The following is a 22,614-nucleotide window of genomic DNA, read 5'->3' on the forward strand; positions in this document are numbered from 1 at the left end:
AAACATCAGTCACTAAAAAATGAAAACCCTTACCTGTACAACACCTGGTACTTTTACTTATTCCGAAACGGAAAAACCGGAGTTAAAGAAAGACCACTCCATTATTAAAATTAAGCGAATTGGTATTTGTGGAACTGATTTACACGCTTTTGAAGGTACGCAGCCTTTTTTTAATTATCCACGGGTTTTAGGGCATGAACTTTCGGGTGAGTTAGTGGAAGCAGATGGTGCTAATAGTTTTGAAATAGGTGAAGCCGTAACTTTTATTCCTTATTTTAACTGTGGCGAATGTATTGCTTGTCGCATGAACAAACCAAACTGCTGCGTTAAAATGCAGGTTTGTGGCGTACATGTAGATGGTGGCATGCGTGAATATTTGCAGGTACCGTCGAAAACGCTTCTGCACGGCGAAGGTTTAAGTTATGATGAGCTCGCTTTAGTTGAGCCTTTGGCAATTGGTGCGCATGGCGTTCGGAGGGCAGATGTTCAGTCAGGTGAATTTGTACTGGTAATAGGAGCTGGTCCGATTGGTTTAGGGACGATGGAATTTGCCCGGATCGCTGGTGCAAATGTTATTGCTTTGGATATCAACGAAGATCGGTTGACATTTTGTAAGGAAAAATTAAAAGTTGCCCACGTGGTTAACGCACTTGCGCCTGATGTAACTCAACAACTTAGCGACATTACGAACGGCGATATGCCAACAGTGGTAATTGACGCTACAGGGAATCAAAAGGCAATCAATAACGCCATTAATTATATGGCTCACGGAGCACGATTCGTATTAATAGGCTTGCAAAAAGGTGATTTAATTTTCAACCATCCGGAATTTCATAAACGTGAATCGACATTAATGAGCAGTAGAAATGCGACCATCGAAGATTTCGAGCATGTAATTAAATCAATGAAGGCAGGGTTGGTGAATCCTACAAACTACATTACGCACCAGGTTAAATTTGATGAGGTAAAAGACGAGTTTGAGAGTTGGTTAGATCCTAAAACAGGGGTAATAAAAGCAATGGTAAGTATAGATTAGCTTTGCTTTTTGGAGATTATTCCTACTGGTTGGTATCTCCACCAACCAGAAATATGAAACCCGGAAACTGTCTCCACGAACCAGATACAATCAAAAAAGCCGATAGCAAAAACTATCGGCTTTAAGGTTTGAGCGTTTAAATAATATTATTTATAGAAAACCTCATTCCAGTGTAATTCATTTCTGAACTGGTTAATTTTGGTATCTGCACCAATGTTCACATATTCTAATCCCGCAATGTTGGCAAAATCCAATAGGTGCTCGGTTGTTAAATTCTGACTGTAAGCCGTATGGTGTGCACCACCAGCATAAATCCAGGCAGCACAGCCTGTTTTCATATCTGGAAGTGGTTTCCAAAGTACACGGGCTACTGGTAAATTAGGTAAGTCATTTTCTACTTCAACAGCGGTTACTTCGTTAACTAACAGGCGGAAACGATTTCCCATATCAATTAAAGATGCATTTAAAGCATCGCCTCCAGCAACATTAAATACCAAACGAGCGGGATCAGCTTTGCCGCCAATTCCCAATTGATGGACTTCTAAACTTGCCTTGCCAGATGCCAAACTTGCATCAACTTCAAGCATGTGCGATCCCAAAACCATTGAATTTGAAGGATCAAAATGGTAGGTGTAATCTTCCATAAAAGCGTTTCCGCCAGCTAAACCAGCGCCCATTACTTTACAAGCACGTACCAAGGCTGCTGTTTTCCAGTCTCCTTCGCCAGCAAATCCATAACCATCGGCCATTAAACGTTGTGCCGCAATACCCGGAAGCTGGATCATGCCATGCAAATCTTCAAAAGTATCTGAGAAGCCCTTGAAACCGCCATCCTCTAAAAATTTACGTAAACCCAGTTCAATTTTAGCTGCATCATAAACAGACTGATGTCTGGCACCGCCAGCTTTTAAGTCGGCAGCCATTTCATAAGTTTCTTCGTATTCCTTTAACAAATTCTGAATAGCATCTTCAGGTATCGCATTAATTACCGATACTAAATCACCTATACCATAGGTGTTTACAGAGAATCCAAACTTCATTTCAGCTTCCACTTTATCGCCATCGGTTACGGCAACAAAACGCATGTTATCTCCGAAGCGGGCGAATTTTGCTCCCTGCCAATCGTTCCAACCAGCAGCGGCACGGCACCAAGTATCAATTTGTTTGGCTACTTCTTCATCTTGCCAATGGCCAACTACAACTTTACGATCTTTGCGCATTCTGGTTACCATAAAACCAAACTCACGATCACCGTGTGCACTCTGGTTCAGGTTCATGAAATCCATGTCGATGGTACTCCATGGAATGTCGCGATTAAATTGCGTATGCAAATGCAACAGTGGTTTCTGCAAAACATTTAGGCCTCTAATCCACATTTTAGCAGGAGAAAAGGTGTGCATCCAGGTAATTACACCGATACAGTTTTTATCGATATTGGCTTGTTGCAATGTTTCGAAAATCTCTTCAGTGCTTTTCACAATAGGCTTGTAAACAACCGAAACAGAGATTTTTCCATTCTGGTTTAGTGAATCAGCAACTTCTTGTGCATGCGCTGCAACTTGTTTTAAGGTTTCTTCACCATACAAATGTTGTGTACCTGTGATAAACCAAACCTGTAATTTTTTTAAATCAATCATTACTCTATGTTATTTTAATTTTATTCAATTCTTCTCAGTCTGTATGCTCACAGACCAAAAGATTTATCATTTCTAGGTGCAGATAATAGCTTTATCGTTTTTGAAAAGCAGGTTTCTATTTCTATCGGTTCCGCTAGTCCTGCTTTCCGTTTTATCCCGATGAACTATCGGGATGCTCACTCCAATCAGGTTTATTTTACTTCGGTAAACCTTTCAATCCTAAACGCGACAGTAGCGGAAATACTTTTTCTTGCAGCAACTTAAACTATTTTCTCATCTGATTCATCGGTTGCAGATTCTTCGTTGCTCAGCATGACAGAAATTAGAAAAAGATTGTAGCAAATGGCGGGACTATCGTAACCGAATCACCACTGCAATTGCTTTCCAAATCATTTTCAGACTGAGATCTCCAGAAAACTGTGTACGCTCAACATTCCCAACTCCGAACTCTCAACTCCAGACTCAATTATTGTCCGTAATAAGCGCCTGCACCGTGTTTGCGTTCATAATGCTTTTCAATTAACGAATCTTTTAACTTCGGCGCTTGTGGATTGATCTGCTTGGTTAACAATGCCATTTGCGCAACGGCTTCTAAAACAGCGCTGTTATAAACTGCTTTCTCGGCCGTTTTTCCCCAGGTAAAAGGAGCGTGGTTACCCACTAAAATCATCTCCACTTCTTGATAACTCAAACCCAAACTTTCGAAATGATTCATAATCTGAAAGCCGGTTTCATATTCGTAGTTGCCTTTTATCATCGCATCGTCCATTGGTGGTGCACAAGGAATATCAACCGTTAAATGGTCGGCATGGGTAGTTCCATAAATTGGAATTGCCTTTTGCGCTTGTGCCCAGGCTGTTCCATAAGTAGAATGCGTGTGAACAATTCCACCTACATCTTCCCAATGTTTATACAACACCGCATGGGTTTTGGTGTCAGATGATGGACGTAAACTTCCTTCAACGGTATTGCCATCGAAATCAACAATCACCATTTTATCGGCTGATAAATCTTCGTAAGGCACACCGCTCGGTTTAATGGCAAATACACCTTTAGCACGATCAGCGGCACTTACATTTCCGAAAGTGAACAATACCAAACCCAGTTTAGGCAACTGCATGTTGGCTAAATAAGCCTGTTCCTTTATATCCTGATAGTTGCTCATGATAAATACGGCTTAACATCTTTTTTATTATAACGCTCCAGGTATCGGCCTAAACCAAGATACTGCTGGTAATGCATGCGGTACATTTTTTGTTTCTTTACATTTGGCTTGTACTCTTTTTCAAAACCAGTTCCCATAGCAGCCATGGCATCCTCAATGGTTGGATAAATGCCAGCGGCAACAGCTGCAAACATCGCTGCACCCAAAGCACAGGTATGTTCGAAACGATGGATTCTGATTGGCATTTCCAAAACATCGGCCATCATTTGCATAATGTATGATGATTTTTTAGCTACACCACCAATGCCGATAATCCCTTTAACCGGAACGCCTTGTTCTTTAAAACGATCTACAATTGCTTTAGCTCCGAAGCATGTTGCAGCAGCTAAGGCACGGAAGAAACGAGGCGCATCGGTACCCAGGCCTAAACCGGTAATGGCGCCTTTAAGCTCCTGATTGGCATCTGGAGTTCTTCTGCCATTCAACCAATCTATTGCTAACTCAGCGTAGTCGTCGTCTTCAAGTACCTCAGCTTGTTTACTCAAATTAGCAATTATTTTGCCTTCCAATTCTTCTTTCAAAGCAACTGCTGTTGCTTCATCAATAAGTTCAGATTCAGTTAACAGATGATTTAAAGGCCAGCTGATTAAGTTTTTGAACCATGCGTAAACATCGCCAAAAGCGGATTGACCAGCTTCCAAGCCCGCCATACCTGGAATTACGGAGCCATTCACCTGACCACAAATACCATTAATCAGTTTACCACGTAAATCTTGATTTGGGGCAACCAAAATATCGCAAGTGCTGGTTCCCATTACTTTGCTTAAATAATAAGGTTCAATCTGTCCGCCAACAGCGCCCATGTGGGCATCGAAAGCGCCAACGCCTATGACTACATCAGTATTTAAGCCTAATTTATTGGCCCATTCCTCGCTTAAGGTTCCAGCTGAAACATCAGAAGTGTAGGTATCTACAAAAAGCTTTTCTCTAAAGCCAGCCAAAAGTGGGTCTAAACTGCTGAAGAAACTTTCCGGCGGTAACCCGTCGAACTCTTCTGCCCATAAAGCTTTATGTCCGGCAGCGCAACGACTGCGTTTCATCGTTGCCACATCAGTTCCTCCTGTTAATAAAAAAGGAATCCAGTCGCAATGTTCCACCCAAGATTCTGCGTTTTTTTCGATAGACGAATCAATTCTTAAAATGCGCAATAGTTTAGACCAAAACCATTCAGAAGAATAGATGCCGCCAACGTATTTTAAATAGTTTACAGGAAATTTCGTGGCATGTTCATTAATTTCAGCAGCCTCTTTAACTGCAGTATGGTCTTTCCAAAGCACAAACATGGCATTTGGATTTTCCTCGAAACCTGGCTTTAATGCAAGGGGAGTGCCTGATGCATCGACAGCAACCGGACTGGATCCAGTGGTATCAATGGAAATGCCTTTAACCAAATGGGCAATATCCGCTCCACCTGCTTTTGCCAAACAATCTTTAATGGTGTGGGTTAAACCCTCAACATAATCTAAAGGATGTTGTCTGAATTGATTGATGGATGGCTTACAATATAAACCCTTTTGCCACCGTGGGTATAGAAAAACGGATGCAGAAATTTCTTTTCCGTTAGCAGTATCTACTAAAACGGACCGAACAGAATCCGTCCCGTAATCAACGCCAATTACATAGTTTGCAGTGCTCATAACAATAAATAATCGTCAAATTAACGTTTATTTATCTAAACTAAAAAATTTTAAACATTTTTTTAATCCACAATTAAGAAGTAAGCTTGTTTGCAGGCGTTTAAGCACTTTTGGGCTTAAATATGCAGAATATGTTAACTTAATTACAATATTGTTTTTACATGCGAAAGCCCTGCATTGCTGCAAGGCTTTTAGTAATATTTTAAAATTATACCTTTTTTGGAGGAAGATCGAATGCTATAGCTTCATGTTCAAAATGGCCGTTATGTGCGCCATCGCAAAAAGGTTTGTTTTTTGATAATCCGCAACGGCAAATAGAAACAATTTCTCTGCCTTGCAAACCATAAGCATTACCGTTTCTATCTACAATTTCAAAATCACCTTCAATTTTCACTGATCCGTTATTGTTGATCGTTAGTTTTGTTTTTGACATAAATGTTTTGTTAGTATGTTACAAAATTAACTTAAACAGAATTGATTTCCCTTATTAGTTTACAGTTTAGAATTGTTCCGCGTAGGCGTTAATGTTTTACAAATACCAATTGAAGGATGGCGAATAATTAAAACCTACAGGCGGATATTCATCAAAGAAAATTTTTGTCTTCTTTAATTGTATAATTAAAGAAATTCTCTTTAAATACCTTAATTCGATACATGAAACAAGTGTTTGGTAAGCGATTTATTTCGATAGTGCTGATTGGATTAGTCCTCCTGGCTTTCTTCTTCGTCTCTTTATTTGACAAAGGCGAGAGTGGGAATAGTGGCATGTCACTCAAGTTGCAAAAGTTTATACCTTTTGTTGCTTTTTTAATTTTAGAAACTTTTTTGATTGCTCAAGCGCTATATTTTTTTGTCAAAAAGATAGTTAGTGATGGACTGCAAAATATTTATGCAGCAGCTTTACTTGGAGTACTGCTTTTTCTAATTATGTATATCGAACACACATTTATTACTTCTTAAGATCATGAAATTTTTAATCTCTTGTACCAGTTGTTTTTTATTTTTCACTATTGGTTTCGCACAGGAAGTGAAAACAACCTTTTATACCGGTAAAGTTAATAACCGATCGGTTAGATTGTATTTAAAAGAAGAGGGAAATGATTGTGGAGCAACCCCACTATATTCTGGCATTTATCAATACGGCAATGGCAAAAACTGGATCGAATTATTGATTCAAAGTGATGAAAAAGGCCGCTTCGGGATGACAGAGTATCGGTTTACAGGAATGTTAATCTTGAAAAAAACTCCCGGTGGTTTGGAAGGAATTTGGATTAGTCCTGACGGCAAAACACAATTAAAAGTTGTACTGAAGAAACAAGCATTATCGCCAAAGTTGAAGGAAGAATTGGAAGAGGGTTTAGAACGAACACACTATGAAAATTATGATTGTTAAAAGATACTTGATAGATCTCTCTGGATGCATCAATTTTCAATGTTATTAATTAATAAAATATGTTTAAACGCCTCATTAAATTTTTCATTCTATTAATCGTCTTTATACAGAGTGTTCAAGCACAGGTTAACATCCTGGAAAATAACAGAGCACTCCTCAACAAACTTGCACAATTTGCTTATGTTGGTAAATTGGACAGCAACTTCATCAAATACAAAGCCCAAAGTAGCTCTGGTTATGGTATTGCATCTCGAAAAACAGGAACAGTAATTTTTCCTTCAAAAAATGGTAATAGCTATTCAATGGCGTCCTACGGAAAATACCTTGCCATAGGAAAGCGTAGTAGTTTGGGAAACGAATTATTTGGTTTAATAGACGAAAAGGGAAAAGTTATTCTCGACTTTAAATATGATTTGATAGGCAACTTTTTAGTTCCGATGCCCGATAGTTTAGTGATTGTGCAAGTGGGAAATAAATTTGGGGTTTTTAATACGAATACTGCACTTTTATCGCCGATAATTTATGATAACACAAACAATGTTTTGAACGACTTTGACGCCAGTCGTAATGGTACTTCGATTGAAGCGGCCAAAAGTATTTATAGCCAATTAGGCTTAGACGGTTTTTATATTCAGCCAGTTAGCGTAGATTATATCGAGCCTAATGCAAAGATTATTGTAAACGACAATATTGCTTATCTGATCAACAAAAAGGGCGATAAAATATCAAAAAACTATGATTACGATTTGGAGTCTTTTTATAAGGCGCATCCTTATGAATTTTATTTAGGCGCTGTGAAAGATACTGGAAGTAAAAATCCAGGGGCTCGAAAATTATTTCTCATTAATGGTCTTGGCCAGGAAGTTGCCGAAATTTCATCTCATCGAAATAGTGGCAATCGCTATCTTATCGATTTGATCCCCAAGCGAAGCTATTATTTCATCAATACCGAGAAAATAATCACCATTCCTGATGGTTATGAGAAATTTGTTGAGCTGTATTTGTCTGAGGGTTTTATTGGTTTTGTAAACTTAAAAACCAAACAGAAATTATTTGTCGATCAATACGGAAATCAACTCACTATTGGCGAACCGCCAGTGCCCAAAAAAGCCATTTTAACTCAGCAATTAACTGATTCAGAAACCAATGATTTTAAGAAATTGGTTACAAAGCAGCTGTATTTAGGGAGTGTTACGAAATATCAGTACACCAATACTGGCAAACTGTTTAAAGAAACCAGTTTCAATTGTGAAGGTTCCGACCAGCCCATACTAGGATTGGAAGACACTTACTATTATGATAACAATAATAAGGTAAAAAGGATCACGAGATATCAGGGTGTTGATGAGCCATTGATTTGGACCTGAATGAAGCAGCCCCTGCGGTAAAAAAAGTATATAACGCCAAAAAACAATTGGTAAGTACCACCAGTACAGTTGGAGAAACAAAATATGAAGAACGATTTACCTATGATAATTTTGGCAATGTAAAAGAAACAACCAAGTGGTATGATGGAAAGTTGATTTCGAAAAGTATGTTTAAATACAATGCCAAAAGACAGGTTTTAGTTAAGGAGGTTTTTCGCGATGGTAAACATGATTACACTTATACTACTAGTTACGATAAGCAAGACCGAAAAATAAAATACGATATGATCGACAGCCGGGGAATAAGCACAAGCATTTGGTTTTACAGATATAATGGTAACGGCCAATTGCAGTATAAAATTGATTTGTATGGAATGCCCGAAGAAAAAAAAATGGAAGTAATGGAAGCTGCTCCACCATTGCCACCAGCACCTGAAAAGCGTACGAATTAGAAACAAAAATGATTAGTGTTTGATCTGACAAGAAAAAAACGCAGTTGAAAGTTTGACGCTAAAAAGGTATTAACCAAAGTCAAAAGAAGGGTTGGAGATGTCTCGTAATGAATGTACCATGAAAACACGATTGAACTAAACTACTATTTATGAAGAAATTTATCTTAGCAAATTTTATGCTTCTTGCCCTGCTTGCTTGCAATGGCGAATCGCAGGAAAAAACGAAAGCCGATGAAATGAAGGAAATTATTGCGGCAAACAAAGCTGATGTCGATTTGCTGCTTGGCAGCAGTCCGAAAAATTTTTCGGCAAAAACGGTTGATGGAAGCACATTTAATTCTGCAGAGCATGATGGTAAGTACTGGATTGTGTTCGTTTATCAAAATAGCTACCTCAAAAAATCAGAAAGTTATGATCTGGTGGCTGAACTAAATACACTGCACCAAAAATATGGCAATCAGTTTCCAATGGTTGGAATTGTGAATGGGTTTTCTGATGATGCTGCAACTATGACGAAAAGTATCATAGACGCTAAGTTCAGTTTCAAACAAATTGACAATACACAGGGGCCAGGCAGAGAGAAGGCAATTAAAGAGAACGTTTATTGCACACCGGCAAAAATCCTGATTGATCCGAAAGGTAAAGTAGTTTACAACGGGTGTGGCGGGAACACAGACACCTTTGATGTTTTGCTCGATAGTTTGGTTAAATCAAAGAAACTTTAATTTCCATGTTGATGGAACAGGATGAACTCGAATTAAATAAAACGAAAAATAGTAACCTTAGTATTGTCTTAATTTTAGCAAATTTTTCCTTGTTAGTGGCTTTTGCTTTCAGCGGAGGCGAAGAAGGAAAAGAGCTGGGCTTAGGCGTTTTGGGGATTGGTATCTTGTTTTTGTTAGGTGGCTACGCATTTAGCTATCATGGAAAAGGTTACAGAATTGGTAAATGGCTATTTGGCATTGCGCTAATCATCGCTATTGTTTTCTTTGGTTTGTTATGGTATTCATGGCAACTAAGTAAGGGCTTTAACCATTAATAGTATGAAGATCAATCACATCAACAAGTTGTATATTGGTTTTGGTGTCTTACTGCTTGCAGGTATCACTTATCGTGTTTTGACTTACAAGAGCTGGGAGAGATATGATTATTCGGCAACTGTTACTGCGCCAAATACATTTCCGATAGCAATTTCTGAGTTGTACTTGATCACGCCAAATGATGATTTCGAGCATATAGATTCTGAATACTTGTCTAGTTTTTCAGCAAATTGGCAAATTGATTACACGGCCAGCACACATGCGAAAACACAAAGATTGCCAAGCAGTATTAAAATAAGTTATTTTTCATTCAAGGATAAGCTCTTTTATAGTGATAGCCTGCAACTGCCAAAACGTAGCATAGAAAAAATATTCGATTCAGCTCGTCAGAATAAGCAGTTTTTAGTGTTATCTGATTATGCCGGCAGGCGGAAAGGTTTGTCGTTTATGGTTGGAGTTGCAAATAAAGGCAATGTAATTATATGGTTAAGGGGAGTAAATTTGGAGCAGGAAATTTTGCGTGTCAAATTAAAACCAAAAATCCCAAAGGCAGCTGATTTTTACTTCGATGGAAAAATATCGAAAGAAGCGTATTTTGAAGAAGCTTTCAGCAAACTATCAGATAGTGTGAAAACGCTGCTTAAAAATGGCTATGACAAAGATGCAAACTATATCGATTCGCCTTCTCGATATATAGAGAACAACAAAGAACTTTGGGATTACCAAAAGAAAAACGGATTTATAGATTAACGCTATGAGAAATATATTATCTAAATATAGTTTTTTCTTGATCTGTTTTTCAATTTTCATAAAACAAAAAGTACACGCACAGCCTAATATTTTAGAAGACAACAAAGCCCTAATTGAAAAACTAGCTAAATTCCATTTTATTCATGAAATAGACAGCAACTTTATACAATATCAAACCAAAGAAAGCGCTTCTATTAATTACGGTTATGGCGTTGCAAATAAAAAAACCGGAGAGATTATTTTTCCGGCTCAAAAAGAAATTTCTGGTTTCATTAAATCATATGGTAAATATATCGCGATATGCCAGCTTAATAATTTAGGCAAAGAAGTATTTGGGTTGATAAACGACACCGGAAAAATCATTCTCAATTTTCAATACGATAGAATAGGCAGTGTTTTTGTGGCGCTACCAGACAGTTTACTTACAGTACAAATGGGGAATAAGTTTGGCGTGTTCAATACCAATACACAAATTTTATCACCAATAGTTTATAATAATACCAGCAATGCATTAAATGATGGTTATGCTTACCATGAGGGTGGTGCAAGTCAAGCAGATGAAATTATTTACAGCCAGCTAGGGTTGTTAAAAGGATATCGTGCAAAGCAAAGTCTGGTTGAGGATAGAGAGCCTAAAGCCAAAATTATACTTAAAAGTGATGTAGCATATTTAGTAAATAAAAAGGGCGAAAAAATATCCAAAGATTATGATTATGATATGGCGTATTTTCATCGATCACGCCCTTCCGAATTTTATACAGGTGCAGTAAAAGATCCAGGTAATACTAACCCAGATGCCCGAACATTGTTTCTCATTAATAGTGATGGAAAAGAAATTACAGAAATTTCCAAAGAAATAAATGATGCTGACCACCATTTTATAGAATTAGATCGTTACAAATATTATTATTTTATTGAAACTAATAAAACTGTAACTATCCCGAACGGGTATTACAGGTTGGCTTATTGCTATTCCAAAGAAGGTTTTTTGGGCTTCCGAAACATCAAAACTGATCAAAGATTATTTATTGATAAGTACGGTAACCAAATCATTGTAGGCTTGCCGCTTCAGCCTAAAACAATCATTATTACACCGAAACTTAGTGAAGCTGAAATAGAAAAGTTTAAAAAATTAGCCACTGTAAATCATCGCCTTGGCCGGGTTATTAAATATCAATATAATGAAAAAGGTAAGGTGTTTAAAGAAACAGGTTTCGATTTCGACTACATTCCTTTGCCAGAGTTAAGTTGCGAGGATACTTTTTATTACAACAAAGTTGATAGCGTGACAAAAGTTACACGTTACACTGGTGGAGATGAAGTTTATGACTTGTCTGATGACAACGAGCATGGTAAAACTTCAAAGACTTACAATACAAAAAAACAGGTTGTGAAAACCGTTTTTTCTAGTGATAATTACAAATATGAGGAACACTTCGTTTACGATAAATTTGGCAGATTGTTGGAACGTACTGAAATAACTAACGGCAACGTTGGTGGTAAAATGTTATTTAAATACGATGAAAAAGGTAGGCTCATTGTTGAAAATTGTTTAGAGATAAGCAATTAGCGTATACTTATAAAACCAGCTATGATGCTAAAAATAGAAAGATAAAATATGATATGATTAACGCCAAGGGAACTGTAAGTGGAATTTGGCTATATGAATACAGTGATAAAAATCAGTTGCTTTATAAAATTGATTTGTACAATCTAACGGATGATAAGAAGTCGGTTGAGGCAACAGAGGGCGCACCAACTTTGCAACCAGCGCCAAAAAAGGAAAACTAGAAAATGAGAAAGATATTATTGCTATTGGTCATTGTGTTTTTTGCTGGTTTGGTTTACAACATATACCCAGAAAATAAACTTCCATCAGATGTGTTGGTAGATTCGTTGGTAGTTTCTAAATCTCAACATAAAATGTTCGTTTATCAGCAAGGGAAATTGCTTAAAACCTACCAAGTTTCTTTTGGCGATAATCCGGTTGGACATAAACAATTTGAAGGTGATGAAAAAACACCTGAGGGACATTATACTATCAAGGCCAAGAATGATAAAAGCGGCTACAATAAAAATTTAGGTATTTCTTATCCTAATGTGCAAGATATCAATTATGCAACGTCGATAGGAAAGTCTCCAGGTGGCGATATAAAAATTCATGGTTTACGAAATGGTCTAGGTATGATTAACAAATTTCAAAGGTGGTTTAACTGGACGAATGGATGTGTTGCCTTAACGAATTCTGAGGTCGATGAGTTATATCGCTCCGTGAAATTAGGAGCGGAAATTCAGATCAAACCATAAAATAAGTGAAATGAGAAATTTAATTATACTTATATTTTTGTTTAGTATAGCTGCTTGTCAATCAGAGGAGAAGAAACACTCAGGTAAAGAGGTGAAGGCTTTTCCGAAACAACAGAAAAAGCAAATCAAAATCGAAAATCCTATTGTGGGAAATACGAGTGATAGTAAGGTCTTTTATCAGTGCGATCCAAATTGTATCTGGGAATATTACCATCCGTTTGCAGATACTAGTTATGTTTTTGCAGTTCAAAATTGTGGGGAAGAATACCTGGAAAAAGGAAAAACAGCTCGAATTTATTTTGGTATAGATAGGGGGCAAACTGATAAAATAATCTGGGGAGAAAATGTACTTATCAAAACCCAAAAAGATTTTATAGAATACAAAGATTTCAATGGAGATGATGTAAATGATATTCTTATCTTTTCAGAAACGGGTGCCAGAGGTTCAAACTCACATTATTTTTTATATCTGGTAGATAGCAAAAATCATAAAGTTAATCGCGTACTAGATTTTGAGAATATTGTTAATCCAGAATATAACAAGAAATATAATATAATTCTAGGTTATGGTTATTCTGGAACAAACAACTATAGCGTTTATAAAATTTCCAAAGCCAACAAGGTTTACCAAATTGGTGCAAGTTTTGAGGATGATTTCGACGGAGACGAGGAGGTATTGGATGGTAAGATCAAAGATATTTCAGATAAAAATCGAAAATGAAGAAAATATTGATGCTTTTTGCAGCGTCGCTATTATTTGCATGTAATGGTGGCGACAAAAAGAAAGATGCGAATACCCAAAATGTGGTGCAGGAAAAAGTTGCCGATACCACTCAAATAAAGATAGCTAATACGTCAAAATACATCCCGGTGAAAACCTGGGTTGATGATTTTAAAAATTTTAGGTCTGCTGTTTTAACAAAGGATAAGGCCAAGCTTAAAACCTATTTTAAATTTCCTGTAGTAACTACCGAAAATTCTAGTTTGTGGTATTTAATTCAATTGAGCGATGGGGAGTGGAAGAAGCGAAAGTTAAAATATGGAAGCAAAGCCGATTTCTTTTACGAAGAGGATCTCGACCGTTACCTTAACCTGATTTTCGATGCCGACTTTGTGAAGACCATCACCAAAATAAAAACCGCTAAGCTTTTGAATGAGCAGCATTCAGAATCACCAATATTTACCAAAGGAGACTATACCTATCAAATGTTAGCTGATTTTTACGTAGAAGAACAAAACGCCCTGTATTTAAATATGAGTTTTGGCAACACTGGTGTTGATGAAAACGGAGAGCATGTAAGTGAGGGAGAACACAACAACATTTATATGTTTGAAGTGGTCGACAATAAACGAATCATTTTTAAAGGCTTTACTGCGGCAGGTTAATCATTCGAAATCTGTTAATCAAACATTCTAAGGGTTGTAAAGTATATAAAGCATAAGCGAATAATAAACAATTCCTTGCAAATAATAATTGAGCGATTTCGATCAAATGAAAATTTATAGTTTGGTGTTTATAAAATGATATAAGCATGAGAACGCTAAATTTTTTCTTCCTATTTATTGTCCTATCACTTGTTTCCGCCTGTTCAAATTCGCCTAAAAGCGATGGAGTTGATTACTTCTCCAAATCTGGTATCGAAATCCCGAAATATAGTAATGATGAAGTAAATAATCATCTAAATGATTTCAAAGATCTTTGGAATGTACTCTCAACTGCGGTGAAAAATGATGACAAATCATATTCTCCGGAGTTAAGCATCCAGTTTTCTGACTGGACAATAAAGGCACTTAAATTAGAAGATAAGCTTAAACGTGATGAACGCAAAACGTATTACGGATTTATAGAGGACCTTACTAAAAAGTGGGATGAAAAAAGAGACAAACTAGATTAATTAAAATGGCTCCAAAAATGATTTTGAAGATTACTCCTTTATCCCTGCTGCTTTGTTTGGCTAAACCAATTTTTGCACAACTGCCCGAAGAAATAAAATGGAAACATTTGCAAAAGGATTACAATGCCGATAGTAGCGAATTGGTGCTCAGCTTAAATAACAAACTCTTACAAGGCAAATATAAAATACCTTTTGATGAAGGTGGATTTGCGCTGTACAATATTAAAAAAGGAATAATTACTGGCGAGGCGTTTTGGTATTCGCAAGGCGGAAGAATGGAATGCAAACTTTACTACAAAAACGGCGTTCGTAACGGGATAAAAGAAAATTACAATAACGAAGGCAAAGTTTGGTTACGCCAGGAGTATAAGGATGGCAAAAAAAACGGTGCCAGCGAAATGTACAGCGGTGGTAAATTATCCAATAAATCTGTATACAAAGCCGATAAAAAACACGGTTTATCTCAAACCTTTTCAGGCGACCAAGTGATAACCGAAGCTTATTATGAAAACGATTTGAAGAATGGAACTTCTAAAACTTATGGTTCAGATGGGAAATTAACTATAGAAATTAATTACAAAGATGATAAGCGAAATGGTGTTTATCGAGTTTATAACGATGGACAAATCATGACTGAAACCAATTATAAGGATGATTTGCAAAACGGTTTATCCACCAATTATGCTTTGGGCAAAAAAAAATTGGATGCCGAATTTTTGAACGGAAAACGTCATGGCGTTTCACACATGTACAAACCAGATGGATCAGTGCTTTTTACACATTATTACCTCAATGGAGAAAAAGTATCAGAAGCAATTTACAAGCAAGCGCAAAAGTAAACGGCAGTAAAATCGATTGCTTCTTGCCTTAGAAACAACATAATTTAAACATTTTCTTATGGGATTTTTTGATAAAATATTTGGACAAAACGATAAAGCTGAACAGCCAAAAGAAACATTGCCGACACCAAGTATACCAATCTGTAAAACCGAACAAGAACTTATAGAACAGTTTGGCGGTATTGCGTTCGATAAACAAATTGTTTTAGGCGATGTAATCGGCAGCAATAATTGGAATGTTGACATGACGAAAGGAGAAATTAGCTTTGGCGCAGACTTGGTGTTTCCTATCCAGGTTTTAGGAACATTCTCACATTCATCTCAAACTTGGCTTTGGGCCTGGGCAAATACAAAATCAGAATTGCCTGAAAGCATTATGCAACAAGCAAACCAACTAAAACAATACGGTGAGGAAAACGAAATAGACTTATTAATTATTAACCAATTTGATGCAACAATTGAAAATTTAAACTTAATTGGATCGGTGGCTTCGGGCATGTTTAACACCAGTGGTTATTACATCGCCGATTATGGTGAAGGTGCAATGGTTGTTACCATACAAAGTGAAAAAGTAGATAAAATTCGTCAGCACAATCACCACAGAATTGCCACAGTTTTTCCGCAATTGATTTCGCAATTTGAGATGAACCACAATTTGGCGCTAACCAATTATTTAACCGCAAAAGGTTACCAAATTTCTGAGAATGGAACCAAGTTAGTTGCTACAAAAAACGGAGAAACGATTACAGCCGAGTTCGATGAGCTATCGAGATTAACAAAGTTGAACGGATAAAAATCCAGCAAAAAAATGATAGAAATTTTTAAACAAAAAAGTGAACAATTATTTAATCAGGTAACAACCGATGAAAGGTGGGATATCAATAACCAAACCTTGTTTAATGTTTTTGCTTTAAGTTATTATGGCTATAGTTTCGGCGTCGGAAATTTATTATGCTTTTTAGACCCAACCGAAATAAATGCGTTTGTAAAACATAAATTAATAGAACTAGGGGCTGCAGAAAAATATGTAAGTGGTTTAATTGACTTTGCCTACGATACTTTTTTACAACCAACAGAAGGGGTTAATGCCCAACTGGTAGGAATTGGACACAGTCATTTTTCGGCAGAAGACACAACTGAACTAACCAACGCAATATTTAATAACGCAAAAAGTATTCAACAAGCTTAGGCTTATCATCTAAAGAAATCAAAATGAAAAATTCCTGTTCAGTTTTAATGCTTTCGCTAATCATAATGCTTTTTACTGCTTGTGGTCCAACTATTTCTGGCAAAGATGAGCAAGCTTTTAAAACATCGAAAGCTAAGATGGAAGAAAAGCTAGACAAAGAAGAAAAAGAAAACCTTGAGAAAGCTTTGCGGATAATCGTTGTAAAAGCCATGAAAGAGAAATGGAATTCTCCAGAGAAATATGAAGGAAAATCATTCGACAAAATCTCGATAGAAATGATTGATGGCAAAAGCTATAGCGCAATCATCAGCTATGCTGAAGACTTTTTAAAAGCCGACAGGGATGAAAAAATTGCGAACAAAACAGCCGAAATAGATAGTTTAGAAAAAGATAAACTGAAGGCGGCTAAAATAACTCAGCAGATAGATGCTTTTAAATTGACTAAAATCTCCGTTAGTGAAGATGTGTTTTTTTCCGATGATCCCAAACAGCCTTTTTTGGATTTGACCTTTACAAACACTTTTAAAGAAAATTTAATCGGAGAGTATATGTTTTACATTAATATTTATTCCAAAAAAACTGGAGAATTAATAGCTTCAGAAGGTCAGGGAGGTACTTGGAATAATGATTATGTTTTAAAACCCAATGAAAGTTATGATTATCACCAACCCTTGCTACATAATGCGGTTCAGCATTCTAACTTATGGAAAACTGCAAAATTTCCTATCACCGATTTTTCTCCATATGATTTGGTAATCAAAGCTTACGCCACTAAAATAACAACCAAAAAAGGTGGAACTATTGAAAGACCAAAAGCGGATACAGCTTATTTTGATATGGAAATTAAAAAGCTAAACGAAGAAATTAAAGCACTTAAAGAAACCAAAGCAACTTTAGATGAACTGGAATTGACGGATAAGAAGTAATGATGAAAAAACTGATCATAATCTTAATTATCGCTTTGTTTTATGGATGCAGCCAAAACCCAATATTTATAAAAGATAAAATGCTTGCTGATTTTTTAGATATCGACGCTATAGAAAAAGCGGAAATCCATAATAATTATGGAACATTTTTACTGAACAAAACACAGCTCGAAAACCTGAAAACAGCATTGAAAAAATTGAGTTACGAGCCAAACCAAGACATTAAAATTGGTGCAAAGGCGGTAACGTTTGCTATTAATAAAAAAGAATACCATTTATCTATGCGCACCAATGGAGAAATGGCAGAGATATTTATTAATGATGAAGGCTTGGTTTTTAAAACAAATGGTTTAAACCTCGATAATTATAAGAAAAATTAGTCTAATGTTACTGGTTACGTTGATAGAGGAATAATTGACAGGAAGATAAAATAATTAAGTATCTCAATAACACCATTTAAGAAACGCAAATGAAACCATCATGATTTTTCAAAACCCACAGTTAAATGAAAAAAATCATGATAGCTTCATCACCTTTGAAGACAAATAATTACGAATGAAAAATATATGGATACTTACAATGCTCTTACTGGTGCAATCTTTTGCTTTTGGACAAAGTGAAGAGAAAAGCTATTACGACAATGGACAATTAAGGCAGCTAGGCTTATACGATGCCAATAGCCAAAAAACTGGTGAATGGAAACAGTATCATGAAAATGGAAAACTAGCGACGATTGGAAAGTATGAAAATGATAAGCAAACAGGCGAATGGAAAGTTTATTTCCCAAATGGAAAATTAAGCGAAATAGGAAGTTGGGATAATGGAAAACTAAGAGGAAAATGGGAAAGCTACTATATTGATGGTAAAATATATAAAACAGGAATATATGAAGGCAATAAAATAAATGATTGGAATGTATTTTACGATAATGGTAAGCTAATGGAAGTGGGAAACTATGAAAATGAACTGGAAACTGGTGAGTGGAAAAAATACCACGAAAACGGACAACTCTTATCTATTGGAAATTACGAAAACCAAAACAAAACGGGAGAGTGGAAATATTACTATGAAAGTGGACAATTAGAACGAATTGAACATTATAAAAATGGTATTGAAGTTGAAGAATGGAAATCGTTTTACGAGGATGGAAAACTTGCAAGTATAGAGACATACAACAATGGACAGCTGATTGGGCTGTCAAAAAGATATCACGAAAATAACCAATTATGGATAATTGGGAACTATGAAGATGGCAAACAAACTGGCGAATGGAAATGGTTTCATGATAATGGAAAACTGAAAACTGTTGGTAGTTATATTAATGGAAAAAGCGCTGGCGAGTGGCGAGCTTACCATGAAAATGAGCAATTAGAAAAAATTGGGCAATATGATGAAAATGGAAAACGAACAGGCGAATGGAAAACATATCACGATAACGGAAAACTGGAAAGTATCGGAAAATCTAGTAATGGAAAGCAGATTGGTGAATGGAAATATTACGATAGGAAAGGCAAGTTAATTGATAAAAAACTTTAAAAATGGTAAATACACAACCTTAAATTTGCTTAAAAGTTAAAAAGCACTGATCAACAAATCTGATTGGCATCGAAACTGAAAAACGTTTAAAAAAATGAGCATAGATGAATATTCTGAACTCTACTTAACTATAAAATTGATTTTTGCTATTTCAGTTTTTTTTGGACTGATTGGTTTTTCAATTGCCTTTATTTCGCAGTTCGAAATTAAGTTTTTGAAATATAGAAAAGTTGGAATTATATTAATATTCAATGCGATTTTTTTCGGCTTTTTAACCTACAACATCTATACAAATATGATAGAAAAGATTAGAAACGAAGTTAAAATGATAGTAAATGATGCGGATACTAAAATTTACCAACAAGATGATGTTTTTGGCAAATTCTCTTCGAAAGAACTGAAAAATGAAATACTAAAAATGAAAGACTATAATTCTCATCATTCTGGTTATGGAGAAGGTATGGGTTTGACAATAGTGAACAAGAAAATAAAAACTTTTCATCTCACACTTTACAGGGATACACAAATAAGTAATGAATATTGGGTGTTCACAGATAAATACGATTTTATGGCATCTGATGATGAGATTGGAAGAATACATAGTGATATTTTAAATTAAACTGTGCTAACGTTTACCGCTTATTTTTCAACTATGATAAAAATTAGGGCATTAATTTGTTTATTCCTCAGCTTTATTGCTATAAGCCAGCAATCTTGCGTTTCGCGGCTCAGGCGACCAGAAATTACTGGCGTAATTGTAGATTACGATAAAAACCCCATTGCCAATTGCAAGGTTGGAGAAGCTTTAACAGATAAAAATGGAAGGTTTAAGCTTGCTGAAGAACGTTACAAGGCATTTTTGTTGACTGAAATATTTGCTATGGAAGCTCCTCCCTTAATGGTTTTTGAGCCGGTAGAAAAAGAAGGCTTTGAAAAAGATGCAGTTTCAATGTATAGTACAAGAGGCGGTGGGCAATCAAAAGGTGCGAAATATAAAATTGATACTATTTTTTTAAGAAGAACCAACCAAACATTTGATATATCAGCTTTGCTAAAAAATAGCGATTGGAAATTAGCCTTTACCAAACAGGCTGATACCGTTTATTTGCTTAAAGATGGTTTTAGAGAATGGTGTAAAACAGATAGGTGCAGTCCGTTTTACAGCGAGTATCAAGGGCTTGTAGACAACGCCTATACTGGTGCTAAAAATCTTCCAGAGGGAATGATTAGGAGAATGATAGAGGTGAGGTTTGATGCAGAAAAATCACCATTTAAAATAAATATGATTTGCGAATATAATAGCACTTTTGATGGGCCAAACAGACCAGCAGATACCACAAATTCAAAAGGGAGCTATCAGGTTTTGAACAATACGAAAATGCTATTCGATGCAGGTAAACTCAAAGAGCTTACGGGGAAATACAATATCTCTGATGTAGATTTATATCAAATGAAATTAACGAAGGTGAAATGAAAAAAATCGGCTTACTCTTATGCGTTTTATTTGGCTTAGCAAAAATAGTTACGGCCCAAACTAAAACAAACAGTTTATATAAAAAAGCTGATGAACTCGCTCGTTTGGTTTATAGCATCGATAACCCCTATGAATACGATCCGGTAAGGATTATTTATACGGATAGTATCAAACCCAAACCTTTTAATGAGGTCAGCTACAATTGGGCCTTATCACTTTTTAAACTGCAAAAAGATAGGATCGAAACATTTGGAGATAAGTTCTCTATCTCAATAAGAACATCAAAATTGAACTTTTTAAACCTATTAAACAGGTGATCTCCATGTGTCCAACATTGGAATTGAACTCAGATGATGGTAAAAATTTTCGTTCCAAAAATGGTTTGGTTAGCCTTTCCACTGTTAAATATAAAGGTGTTGATTATATCGTTGAAATGCAGGTTAATGACAGTAAATTGAATGACAGGGAAGTAAAAAATTATGGTATTATATTGGTCGATGGGTTTCCGGTAACGCATAACCATGATCCAATAGAAACCACGGATGCATTTAATAAGAAAGCAATTGATATGGCCCATCAAATTAGTGGTTATGGTAGATATGGATCTTACAGGTTTAGGTTGCGGAAGACAGATAATGAATTGCTACAGATTGCCAATTTAAATTATTCGAAAGCTTATTCGAAAAATTACAACAGAAAAACATTAATTTTTCTTTAGATGGGAAAATGATTTTGGAAGACATATTTATAAAATTGGTTTTTATATTGATGGTATCGATCCATATAAAAAAGAACTAGAAGCACCAAGAGGGAATTAAAATGACGGTAATCATCATCTTGTTTTTTATTATTTGCCCAGTTGTGGGCTACTTTTTTTACAAAACATTGAGGCAAAATGCAAAACCTGCAATTGTAGTTGGGGAGTTTATTTTTATAAGTCTTTTTATCCTGTCTGCCGGTTTATTTGGTTTAGGATGGCTAATTAATGGAGATGACTATTACGATGCAATAGACCCTGTAGATGGTGGTTATACCCCTTTTGCGTCCAGACATTTGCCAACGCTTTTAGTGTTTTTTGTACTCGCAGTTTTTGGCTTAATTAAACTTTGGTATAAAGGCAGGTCATTGCCGCCTTTACTATTTTCGCTATTTGTGGTTTTTGTAATCATCGGCATCCCAATTAGCATTGCTGTAATTATGCAAGCCAGTACCAATACAGAGCAAAGTGGCGAAACATTTTTATTTGCACTCTTGCCTTTCTCCTATATTGTTACTGCCGTCGTGGTATTAACTAAAATAGTTATTGCCGAAGCAGGTACAGCCAATACCAAAACTTATCGAAATAAATTTTTAAATTACTTAAATCAAAAATTAGCTAAAACAGGAAGGCAACCCTTATTGATTTTTGCCATGCTCATTCCTGTTTTCGCAATCATAGTGGCTATCTTAATGCTTTTTGGTCAAGATGCCAACTCCATAACCAAAGTGTTTACCGAAACCACCACATGGGCATTTTCACAAAAAACACATCCGCCATTTTTAGATCATAATGGACATTATTTATGCACTGTTGCCGTGTGTGGAACGCCTTCAATTGTAAAACCTTTACGCCTTGGCAAAAGACATGGACATGAAATTATTGTGAACAGACAGTTGTTAATCGCCAATGCTTTTGAGGAGCTGATACAAGAAAATGCACCTCGTTTACACAAAGTGATTAGAGATTTTTACGATAAATATGGTTATCCGCTATCGCGAAAAATTACAACAGCTAAGGCTTCAAACGCAGTTTATATCTTAATGAAACCTTTAGAATATTTCTTTTTGATGGTGCTGTACTTGTGTAGTGCAAAACCCGAAGAAAAAATAAACAAACAATATGAAATTTAAGAATAAAGCTGAAAAACTAAA

The 22,614-nt window shown here is 36.0% G+C and carries 29 protein-coding genes; 25 read left to right on the forward strand and 4 right to left on the reverse strand.

Annotation, left to right across the window (positions count from 1 at the left end; translation table 11 throughout):
- Positions 1 to 19: 19 nt before the first annotated feature.
- Positions 20 to 1,036, forward strand: a complete 1,017-nt coding sequence (locus tag AC3ITD_RS06555) for a zinc-binding alcohol dehydrogenase family protein (RefSeq protein WP_489365097.1) — start codon at positions 20 to 22, stop codon at positions 1,034 to 1,036.
- Between the two features lie 146 nt (positions 1,037 to 1,182).
- On the opposite strand, the gene araA is transcribed toward AC3ITD_RS06555, so the two are convergent.
- The 4 genes from araA to AC3ITD_RS06575 all read right to left on the reverse strand — a co-directional run bounded on the left by araA (position 1,183) and on the right by AC3ITD_RS06575 (position 5,968).
- Positions 1,183 to 2,673, reverse strand: a complete 1,491-nt coding sequence (gene araA, locus AC3ITD_RS06560; RefSeq protein WP_489365099.1) for an L-arabinose isomerase — start codon at positions 2,671 to 2,673, stop codon at positions 1,183 to 1,185.
- Positions 2,674 to 3,139: 466 nt separating this feature from the next.
- Positions 3,140 to 3,838, reverse strand: coding sequence for an L-ribulose-5-phosphate 4-epimerase (locus AC3ITD_RS06565; protein WP_489365101.1), 699 nt, complete (start codon positions 3,836 to 3,838; stop codon positions 3,140 to 3,142).
- On the reverse strand, positions 3,835 to 5,535 hold the full coding sequence (locus tag AC3ITD_RS06570; RefSeq protein WP_489365103.1) for a ribulokinase: 1,701 nt from the start codon (positions 5,533 to 5,535) through the stop codon (positions 3,835 to 3,837). Before AC3ITD_RS06570 ends, AC3ITD_RS06565 begins: the two co-directional genes overlap by 4 nt.
- Before the next feature lie 208 nt (positions 5,536 to 5,743).
- Positions 5,744 to 5,968, reverse strand: coding sequence for a CDGSH iron-sulfur domain-containing protein (locus tag AC3ITD_RS06575; protein ID WP_056849153.1), 225 nt, complete (start codon positions 5,966 to 5,968; stop codon positions 5,744 to 5,746).
- A gap of 221 nt (positions 5,969 to 6,189) precedes the next feature.
- Here AC3ITD_RS06575 and AC3ITD_RS06580 point away from each other — a divergent pair, with 221 nt between their 5' ends.
- The 24 genes from AC3ITD_RS06580 to AC3ITD_RS06695 all read left to right on the forward strand — a co-directional run bounded on the left by AC3ITD_RS06580 (position 6,190) and on the right by AC3ITD_RS06695 (position 22,593).
- Complete coding sequence (locus AC3ITD_RS06580; RefSeq protein WP_489365106.1) at positions 6,190 to 6,495, forward strand: hypothetical protein; 306 nt, start codon at positions 6,190 to 6,192, stop codon at positions 6,493 to 6,495.
- A gap of 4 nt (positions 6,496 to 6,499) precedes the next feature.
- Positions 6,500 to 6,928 carry a hypothetical protein gene (locus AC3ITD_RS06585; RefSeq protein ID WP_489365108.1) on the forward strand — a complete coding sequence of 143 codons (429 nt, stop codon included), beginning with the start codon at positions 6,500 to 6,502 and terminating at the stop codon, positions 6,926 to 6,928.
- Between the two features lie 59 nt (positions 6,929 to 6,987).
- Complete coding sequence (locus AC3ITD_RS06590; protein ID WP_489365110.1) at positions 6,988 to 8,295, forward strand: WG repeat-containing protein; 1,308 nt, start codon at positions 6,988 to 6,990, stop codon at positions 8,293 to 8,295.
- On the forward strand, positions 8,286 to 8,747 hold the full coding sequence (locus tag AC3ITD_RS06595) for a hypothetical protein (RefSeq protein WP_489365112.1): 462 nt from the start codon (positions 8,286 to 8,288) through the stop codon (positions 8,745 to 8,747). Before AC3ITD_RS06590 ends, AC3ITD_RS06595 begins: the two co-directional genes overlap by 10 nt.
- 149 nt (positions 8,748 to 8,896) lie before the next feature.
- On the forward strand, positions 8,897 to 9,472 hold the full coding sequence (locus AC3ITD_RS06600) for a peroxiredoxin family protein (RefSeq protein ID WP_489365114.1): 576 nt from the start codon (positions 8,897 to 8,899) through the stop codon (positions 9,470 to 9,472).
- 5 nt (positions 9,473 to 9,477) lie between these two features.
- Positions 9,478 to 9,786, forward strand: coding sequence for a hypothetical protein (locus tag AC3ITD_RS06605; protein WP_489365115.1), 309 nt, complete (start codon positions 9,478 to 9,480; stop codon positions 9,784 to 9,786).
- A gap of 4 nt (positions 9,787 to 9,790) precedes the next feature.
- Positions 9,791 to 10,537: a DUF2931 family protein gene (locus AC3ITD_RS06610; protein WP_489365116.1), complete on the forward strand. Its 747-nt coding sequence runs from the start codon at positions 9,791 to 9,793 to the stop codon at positions 10,535 to 10,537.
- A 4-nt stretch (positions 10,538 to 10,541) separates the two neighbouring features.
- Positions 10,542 to 12,107, forward strand: coding sequence for a WG repeat-containing protein (locus AC3ITD_RS06615; protein ID WP_489365118.1), 1,566 nt, complete (start codon positions 10,542 to 10,544; stop codon positions 12,105 to 12,107).
- Positions 12,086 to 12,328: a hypothetical protein gene (locus tag AC3ITD_RS06620; RefSeq protein ID WP_489365120.1), complete on the forward strand. Its 243-nt coding sequence runs from the start codon at positions 12,086 to 12,088 to the stop codon at positions 12,326 to 12,328. The genes AC3ITD_RS06615 and AC3ITD_RS06620 overlap by 22 nt, the downstream gene beginning before the upstream one ends.
- Positions 12,329 to 12,331: 3 nt before the next feature.
- Positions 12,332 to 12,844: a L,D-transpeptidase family protein gene (locus AC3ITD_RS06625; protein ID WP_489365122.1), complete on the forward strand. Its 513-nt coding sequence runs from the start codon at positions 12,332 to 12,334 to the stop codon at positions 12,842 to 12,844.
- 10 nt (positions 12,845 to 12,854) lie between these two features.
- Positions 12,855 to 13,565: an XAC2610-related protein gene (locus AC3ITD_RS06630; protein ID WP_489365124.1), complete on the forward strand. Its 711-nt coding sequence runs from the start codon at positions 12,855 to 12,857 to the stop codon at positions 13,563 to 13,565.
- Complete coding sequence (locus AC3ITD_RS06635; RefSeq protein WP_489365126.1) at positions 13,562 to 14,230, forward strand: hypothetical protein; 669 nt, start codon at positions 13,562 to 13,564, stop codon at positions 14,228 to 14,230. Before AC3ITD_RS06630 ends, AC3ITD_RS06635 begins: the two co-directional genes overlap by 4 nt.
- 146 nt (positions 14,231 to 14,376) lie before the next feature.
- Complete coding sequence (locus AC3ITD_RS06640; RefSeq protein ID WP_489365128.1) at positions 14,377 to 14,739, forward strand: hypothetical protein; 363 nt, start codon at positions 14,377 to 14,379, stop codon at positions 14,737 to 14,739.
- Between the two features lie 17 nt (positions 14,740 to 14,756).
- A complete protein-coding gene (locus AC3ITD_RS06645) occupies positions 14,757 to 15,578 on the forward strand; it encodes a toxin-antitoxin system YwqK family antitoxin (protein WP_489365130.1) in 822 nt (273 codons plus the stop codon).
- A 58-nt stretch (positions 15,579 to 15,636) separates the two neighbouring features.
- Complete coding sequence (locus AC3ITD_RS06650; protein ID WP_489365132.1) at positions 15,637 to 16,371, forward strand: DUF6882 domain-containing protein; 735 nt, start codon at positions 15,637 to 15,639, stop codon at positions 16,369 to 16,371.
- A gap of 15 nt (positions 16,372 to 16,386) precedes the next feature.
- Positions 16,387 to 16,767, forward strand: coding sequence for a hypothetical protein (locus AC3ITD_RS06655; RefSeq protein WP_489365134.1), 381 nt, complete (start codon positions 16,387 to 16,389; stop codon positions 16,765 to 16,767).
- Between the two features lie 23 nt (positions 16,768 to 16,790).
- Positions 16,791 to 17,693 carry a hypothetical protein gene (locus AC3ITD_RS06660; protein WP_489365136.1) on the forward strand — a complete coding sequence of 301 codons (903 nt, stop codon included), beginning with the start codon at positions 16,791 to 16,793 and terminating at the stop codon, positions 17,691 to 17,693.
- Complete coding sequence (locus AC3ITD_RS06665; protein WP_489365138.1) at positions 17,693 to 18,073, forward strand: hypothetical protein; 381 nt, start codon at positions 17,693 to 17,695, stop codon at positions 18,071 to 18,073. Before AC3ITD_RS06660 ends, AC3ITD_RS06665 begins: the two co-directional genes overlap by 1 nt.
- A 175-nt stretch (positions 18,074 to 18,248) precedes the next feature.
- Positions 18,249 to 19,229: a toxin-antitoxin system YwqK family antitoxin gene (locus AC3ITD_RS06670; protein WP_489365140.1), complete on the forward strand. Its 981-nt coding sequence runs from the start codon at positions 18,249 to 18,251 to the stop codon at positions 19,227 to 19,229.
- A gap of 94 nt (positions 19,230 to 19,323) precedes the next feature.
- The gene (locus tag AC3ITD_RS06675) at positions 19,324 to 19,848 is read left to right on the forward strand and encodes a hypothetical protein (RefSeq protein WP_489365142.1); all 525 of its coding nucleotides are present in this window, start codon (positions 19,324 to 19,326) and stop codon (positions 19,846 to 19,848) included.
- A gap of 33 nt (positions 19,849 to 19,881) precedes the next feature.
- Positions 19,882 to 20,703 (forward strand): hypothetical protein, encoded by an 822-nt coding sequence (locus AC3ITD_RS06680; protein ID WP_489365144.1) that lies wholly within the window; start codon positions 19,882 to 19,884, stop codon positions 20,701 to 20,703.
- Positions 20,700 to 21,020 (forward strand): hypothetical protein, encoded by a 321-nt coding sequence (locus AC3ITD_RS06685; protein WP_265801338.1) that lies wholly within the window; start codon positions 20,700 to 20,702, stop codon positions 21,018 to 21,020. Before AC3ITD_RS06680 ends, AC3ITD_RS06685 begins: the two co-directional genes overlap by 4 nt.
- 17 nt (positions 21,021 to 21,037) lie before the next feature.
- Complete coding sequence (locus AC3ITD_RS06690; RefSeq protein ID WP_489365146.1) at positions 21,038 to 21,421, forward strand: hypothetical protein; 384 nt, start codon at positions 21,038 to 21,040, stop codon at positions 21,419 to 21,421.
- A 101-nt stretch (positions 21,422 to 21,522) separates the two neighbouring features.
- Complete coding sequence (locus AC3ITD_RS06695) at positions 21,523 to 22,593, forward strand: DUF6688 domain-containing protein (protein ID WP_265801340.1); 1,071 nt, start codon at positions 21,523 to 21,525, stop codon at positions 22,591 to 22,593.
- The last annotated feature ends 21 nt before the right edge of the window (positions 22,594 to 22,614 follow it).

It is taken from the genome of Pedobacter sp. KH_004, from assembly GCF_057840755.1.

What these genes read in the sequence shown, in the direction of transcription:
- AC3ITD_RS06555 (WP_489365097.1), top strand. Translation starts at nt 20, where the DNA reads ATGAAAACCCTTACCTGTACAACACCTGGTACTTTTACTTATTCCGAA.
- araA (WP_489365099.1), bottom strand. Translation starts at nt 2,673, where the DNA reads ATGATTGATTTAAAAAAATTACAGGTTTGGTTTATCACAGGTACACAA.
- AC3ITD_RS06565 (WP_489365101.1), bottom strand. Translation starts at nt 3,838, where the DNA reads ATGAGCAACTATCAGGATATAAAGGAACAGGCTTATTTAGCCAACATG.
- AC3ITD_RS06570 (WP_489365103.1), bottom strand. Translation starts at nt 5,535, where the DNA reads ATGAGCACTGCAAACTATGTAATTGGCGTTGATTACGGGACGGATTCT.
- AC3ITD_RS06575 (WP_056849153.1), bottom strand. Translation starts at nt 5,968, where the DNA reads ATGTCAAAAACAAAACTAACGATCAACAATAACGGATCAGTGAAAATT.
- AC3ITD_RS06580 (WP_489365106.1), top strand. Translation starts at nt 6,190, where the DNA reads ATGAAACAAGTGTTTGGTAAGCGATTTATTTCGATAGTGCTGATTGGA.
- AC3ITD_RS06585 (WP_489365108.1), top strand. Translation starts at nt 6,500, where the DNA reads ATGAAATTTTTAATCTCTTGTACCAGTTGTTTTTTATTTTTCACTATT.
- AC3ITD_RS06590 (WP_489365110.1), top strand. Translation starts at nt 6,988, where the DNA reads ATGTTTAAACGCCTCATTAAATTTTTCATTCTATTAATCGTCTTTATA.
- AC3ITD_RS06600 (WP_489365114.1), top strand. Translation starts at nt 8,897, where the DNA reads ATGAAGAAATTTATCTTAGCAAATTTTATGCTTCTTGCCCTGCTTGCT.
- AC3ITD_RS06605 (WP_489365115.1), top strand. Translation starts at nt 9,478, where the DNA reads ATGTTGATGGAACAGGATGAACTCGAATTAAATAAAACGAAAAATAGT.
- AC3ITD_RS06610 (WP_489365116.1), top strand. Translation starts at nt 9,791, where the DNA reads ATGAAGATCAATCACATCAACAAGTTGTATATTGGTTTTGGTGTCTTA.
- AC3ITD_RS06615 (WP_489365118.1), top strand. Translation starts at nt 10,542, where the DNA reads ATGAGAAATATATTATCTAAATATAGTTTTTTCTTGATCTGTTTTTCA.
- AC3ITD_RS06625 (WP_489365122.1), top strand. Translation starts at nt 12,332, where the DNA reads ATGAGAAAGATATTATTGCTATTGGTCATTGTGTTTTTTGCTGGTTTG.
- AC3ITD_RS06630 (WP_489365124.1), top strand. Translation starts at nt 12,855, where the DNA reads ATGAGAAATTTAATTATACTTATATTTTTGTTTAGTATAGCTGCTTGT.
- AC3ITD_RS06635 (WP_489365126.1), top strand. Translation starts at nt 13,562, where the DNA reads ATGAAGAAAATATTGATGCTTTTTGCAGCGTCGCTATTATTTGCATGT.
- AC3ITD_RS06640 (WP_489365128.1), top strand. Translation starts at nt 14,377, where the DNA reads ATGAGAACGCTAAATTTTTTCTTCCTATTTATTGTCCTATCACTTGTT.
- AC3ITD_RS06645 (WP_489365130.1), top strand. Translation starts at nt 14,757, where the DNA reads ATGATTTTGAAGATTACTCCTTTATCCCTGCTGCTTTGTTTGGCTAAA.
- AC3ITD_RS06650 (WP_489365132.1), top strand. Translation starts at nt 15,637, where the DNA reads ATGGGATTTTTTGATAAAATATTTGGACAAAACGATAAAGCTGAACAG.
- AC3ITD_RS06655 (WP_489365134.1), top strand. Translation starts at nt 16,387, where the DNA reads ATGATAGAAATTTTTAAACAAAAAAGTGAACAATTATTTAATCAGGTA.
- AC3ITD_RS06660 (WP_489365136.1), top strand. Translation starts at nt 16,791, where the DNA reads ATGAAAAATTCCTGTTCAGTTTTAATGCTTTCGCTAATCATAATGCTT.
- AC3ITD_RS06665 (WP_489365138.1), top strand. Translation starts at nt 17,693, where the DNA reads ATGATGAAAAAACTGATCATAATCTTAATTATCGCTTTGTTTTATGGA.
- AC3ITD_RS06670 (WP_489365140.1), top strand. Translation starts at nt 18,249, where the DNA reads ATGAAAAATATATGGATACTTACAATGCTCTTACTGGTGCAATCTTTT.
- AC3ITD_RS06675 (WP_489365142.1), top strand. Translation starts at nt 19,324, where the DNA reads ATGAGCATAGATGAATATTCTGAACTCTACTTAACTATAAAATTGATT.
- AC3ITD_RS06680 (WP_489365144.1), top strand. Translation starts at nt 19,882, where the DNA reads ATGATAAAAATTAGGGCATTAATTTGTTTATTCCTCAGCTTTATTGCT.
- AC3ITD_RS06685 (WP_265801338.1), top strand. Translation starts at nt 20,700, where the DNA reads ATGAAAAAAATCGGCTTACTCTTATGCGTTTTATTTGGCTTAGCAAAA.
- AC3ITD_RS06695 (WP_265801340.1), top strand. Translation starts at nt 21,523, where the DNA reads ATGACGGTAATCATCATCTTGTTTTTTATTATTTGCCCAGTTGTGGGC.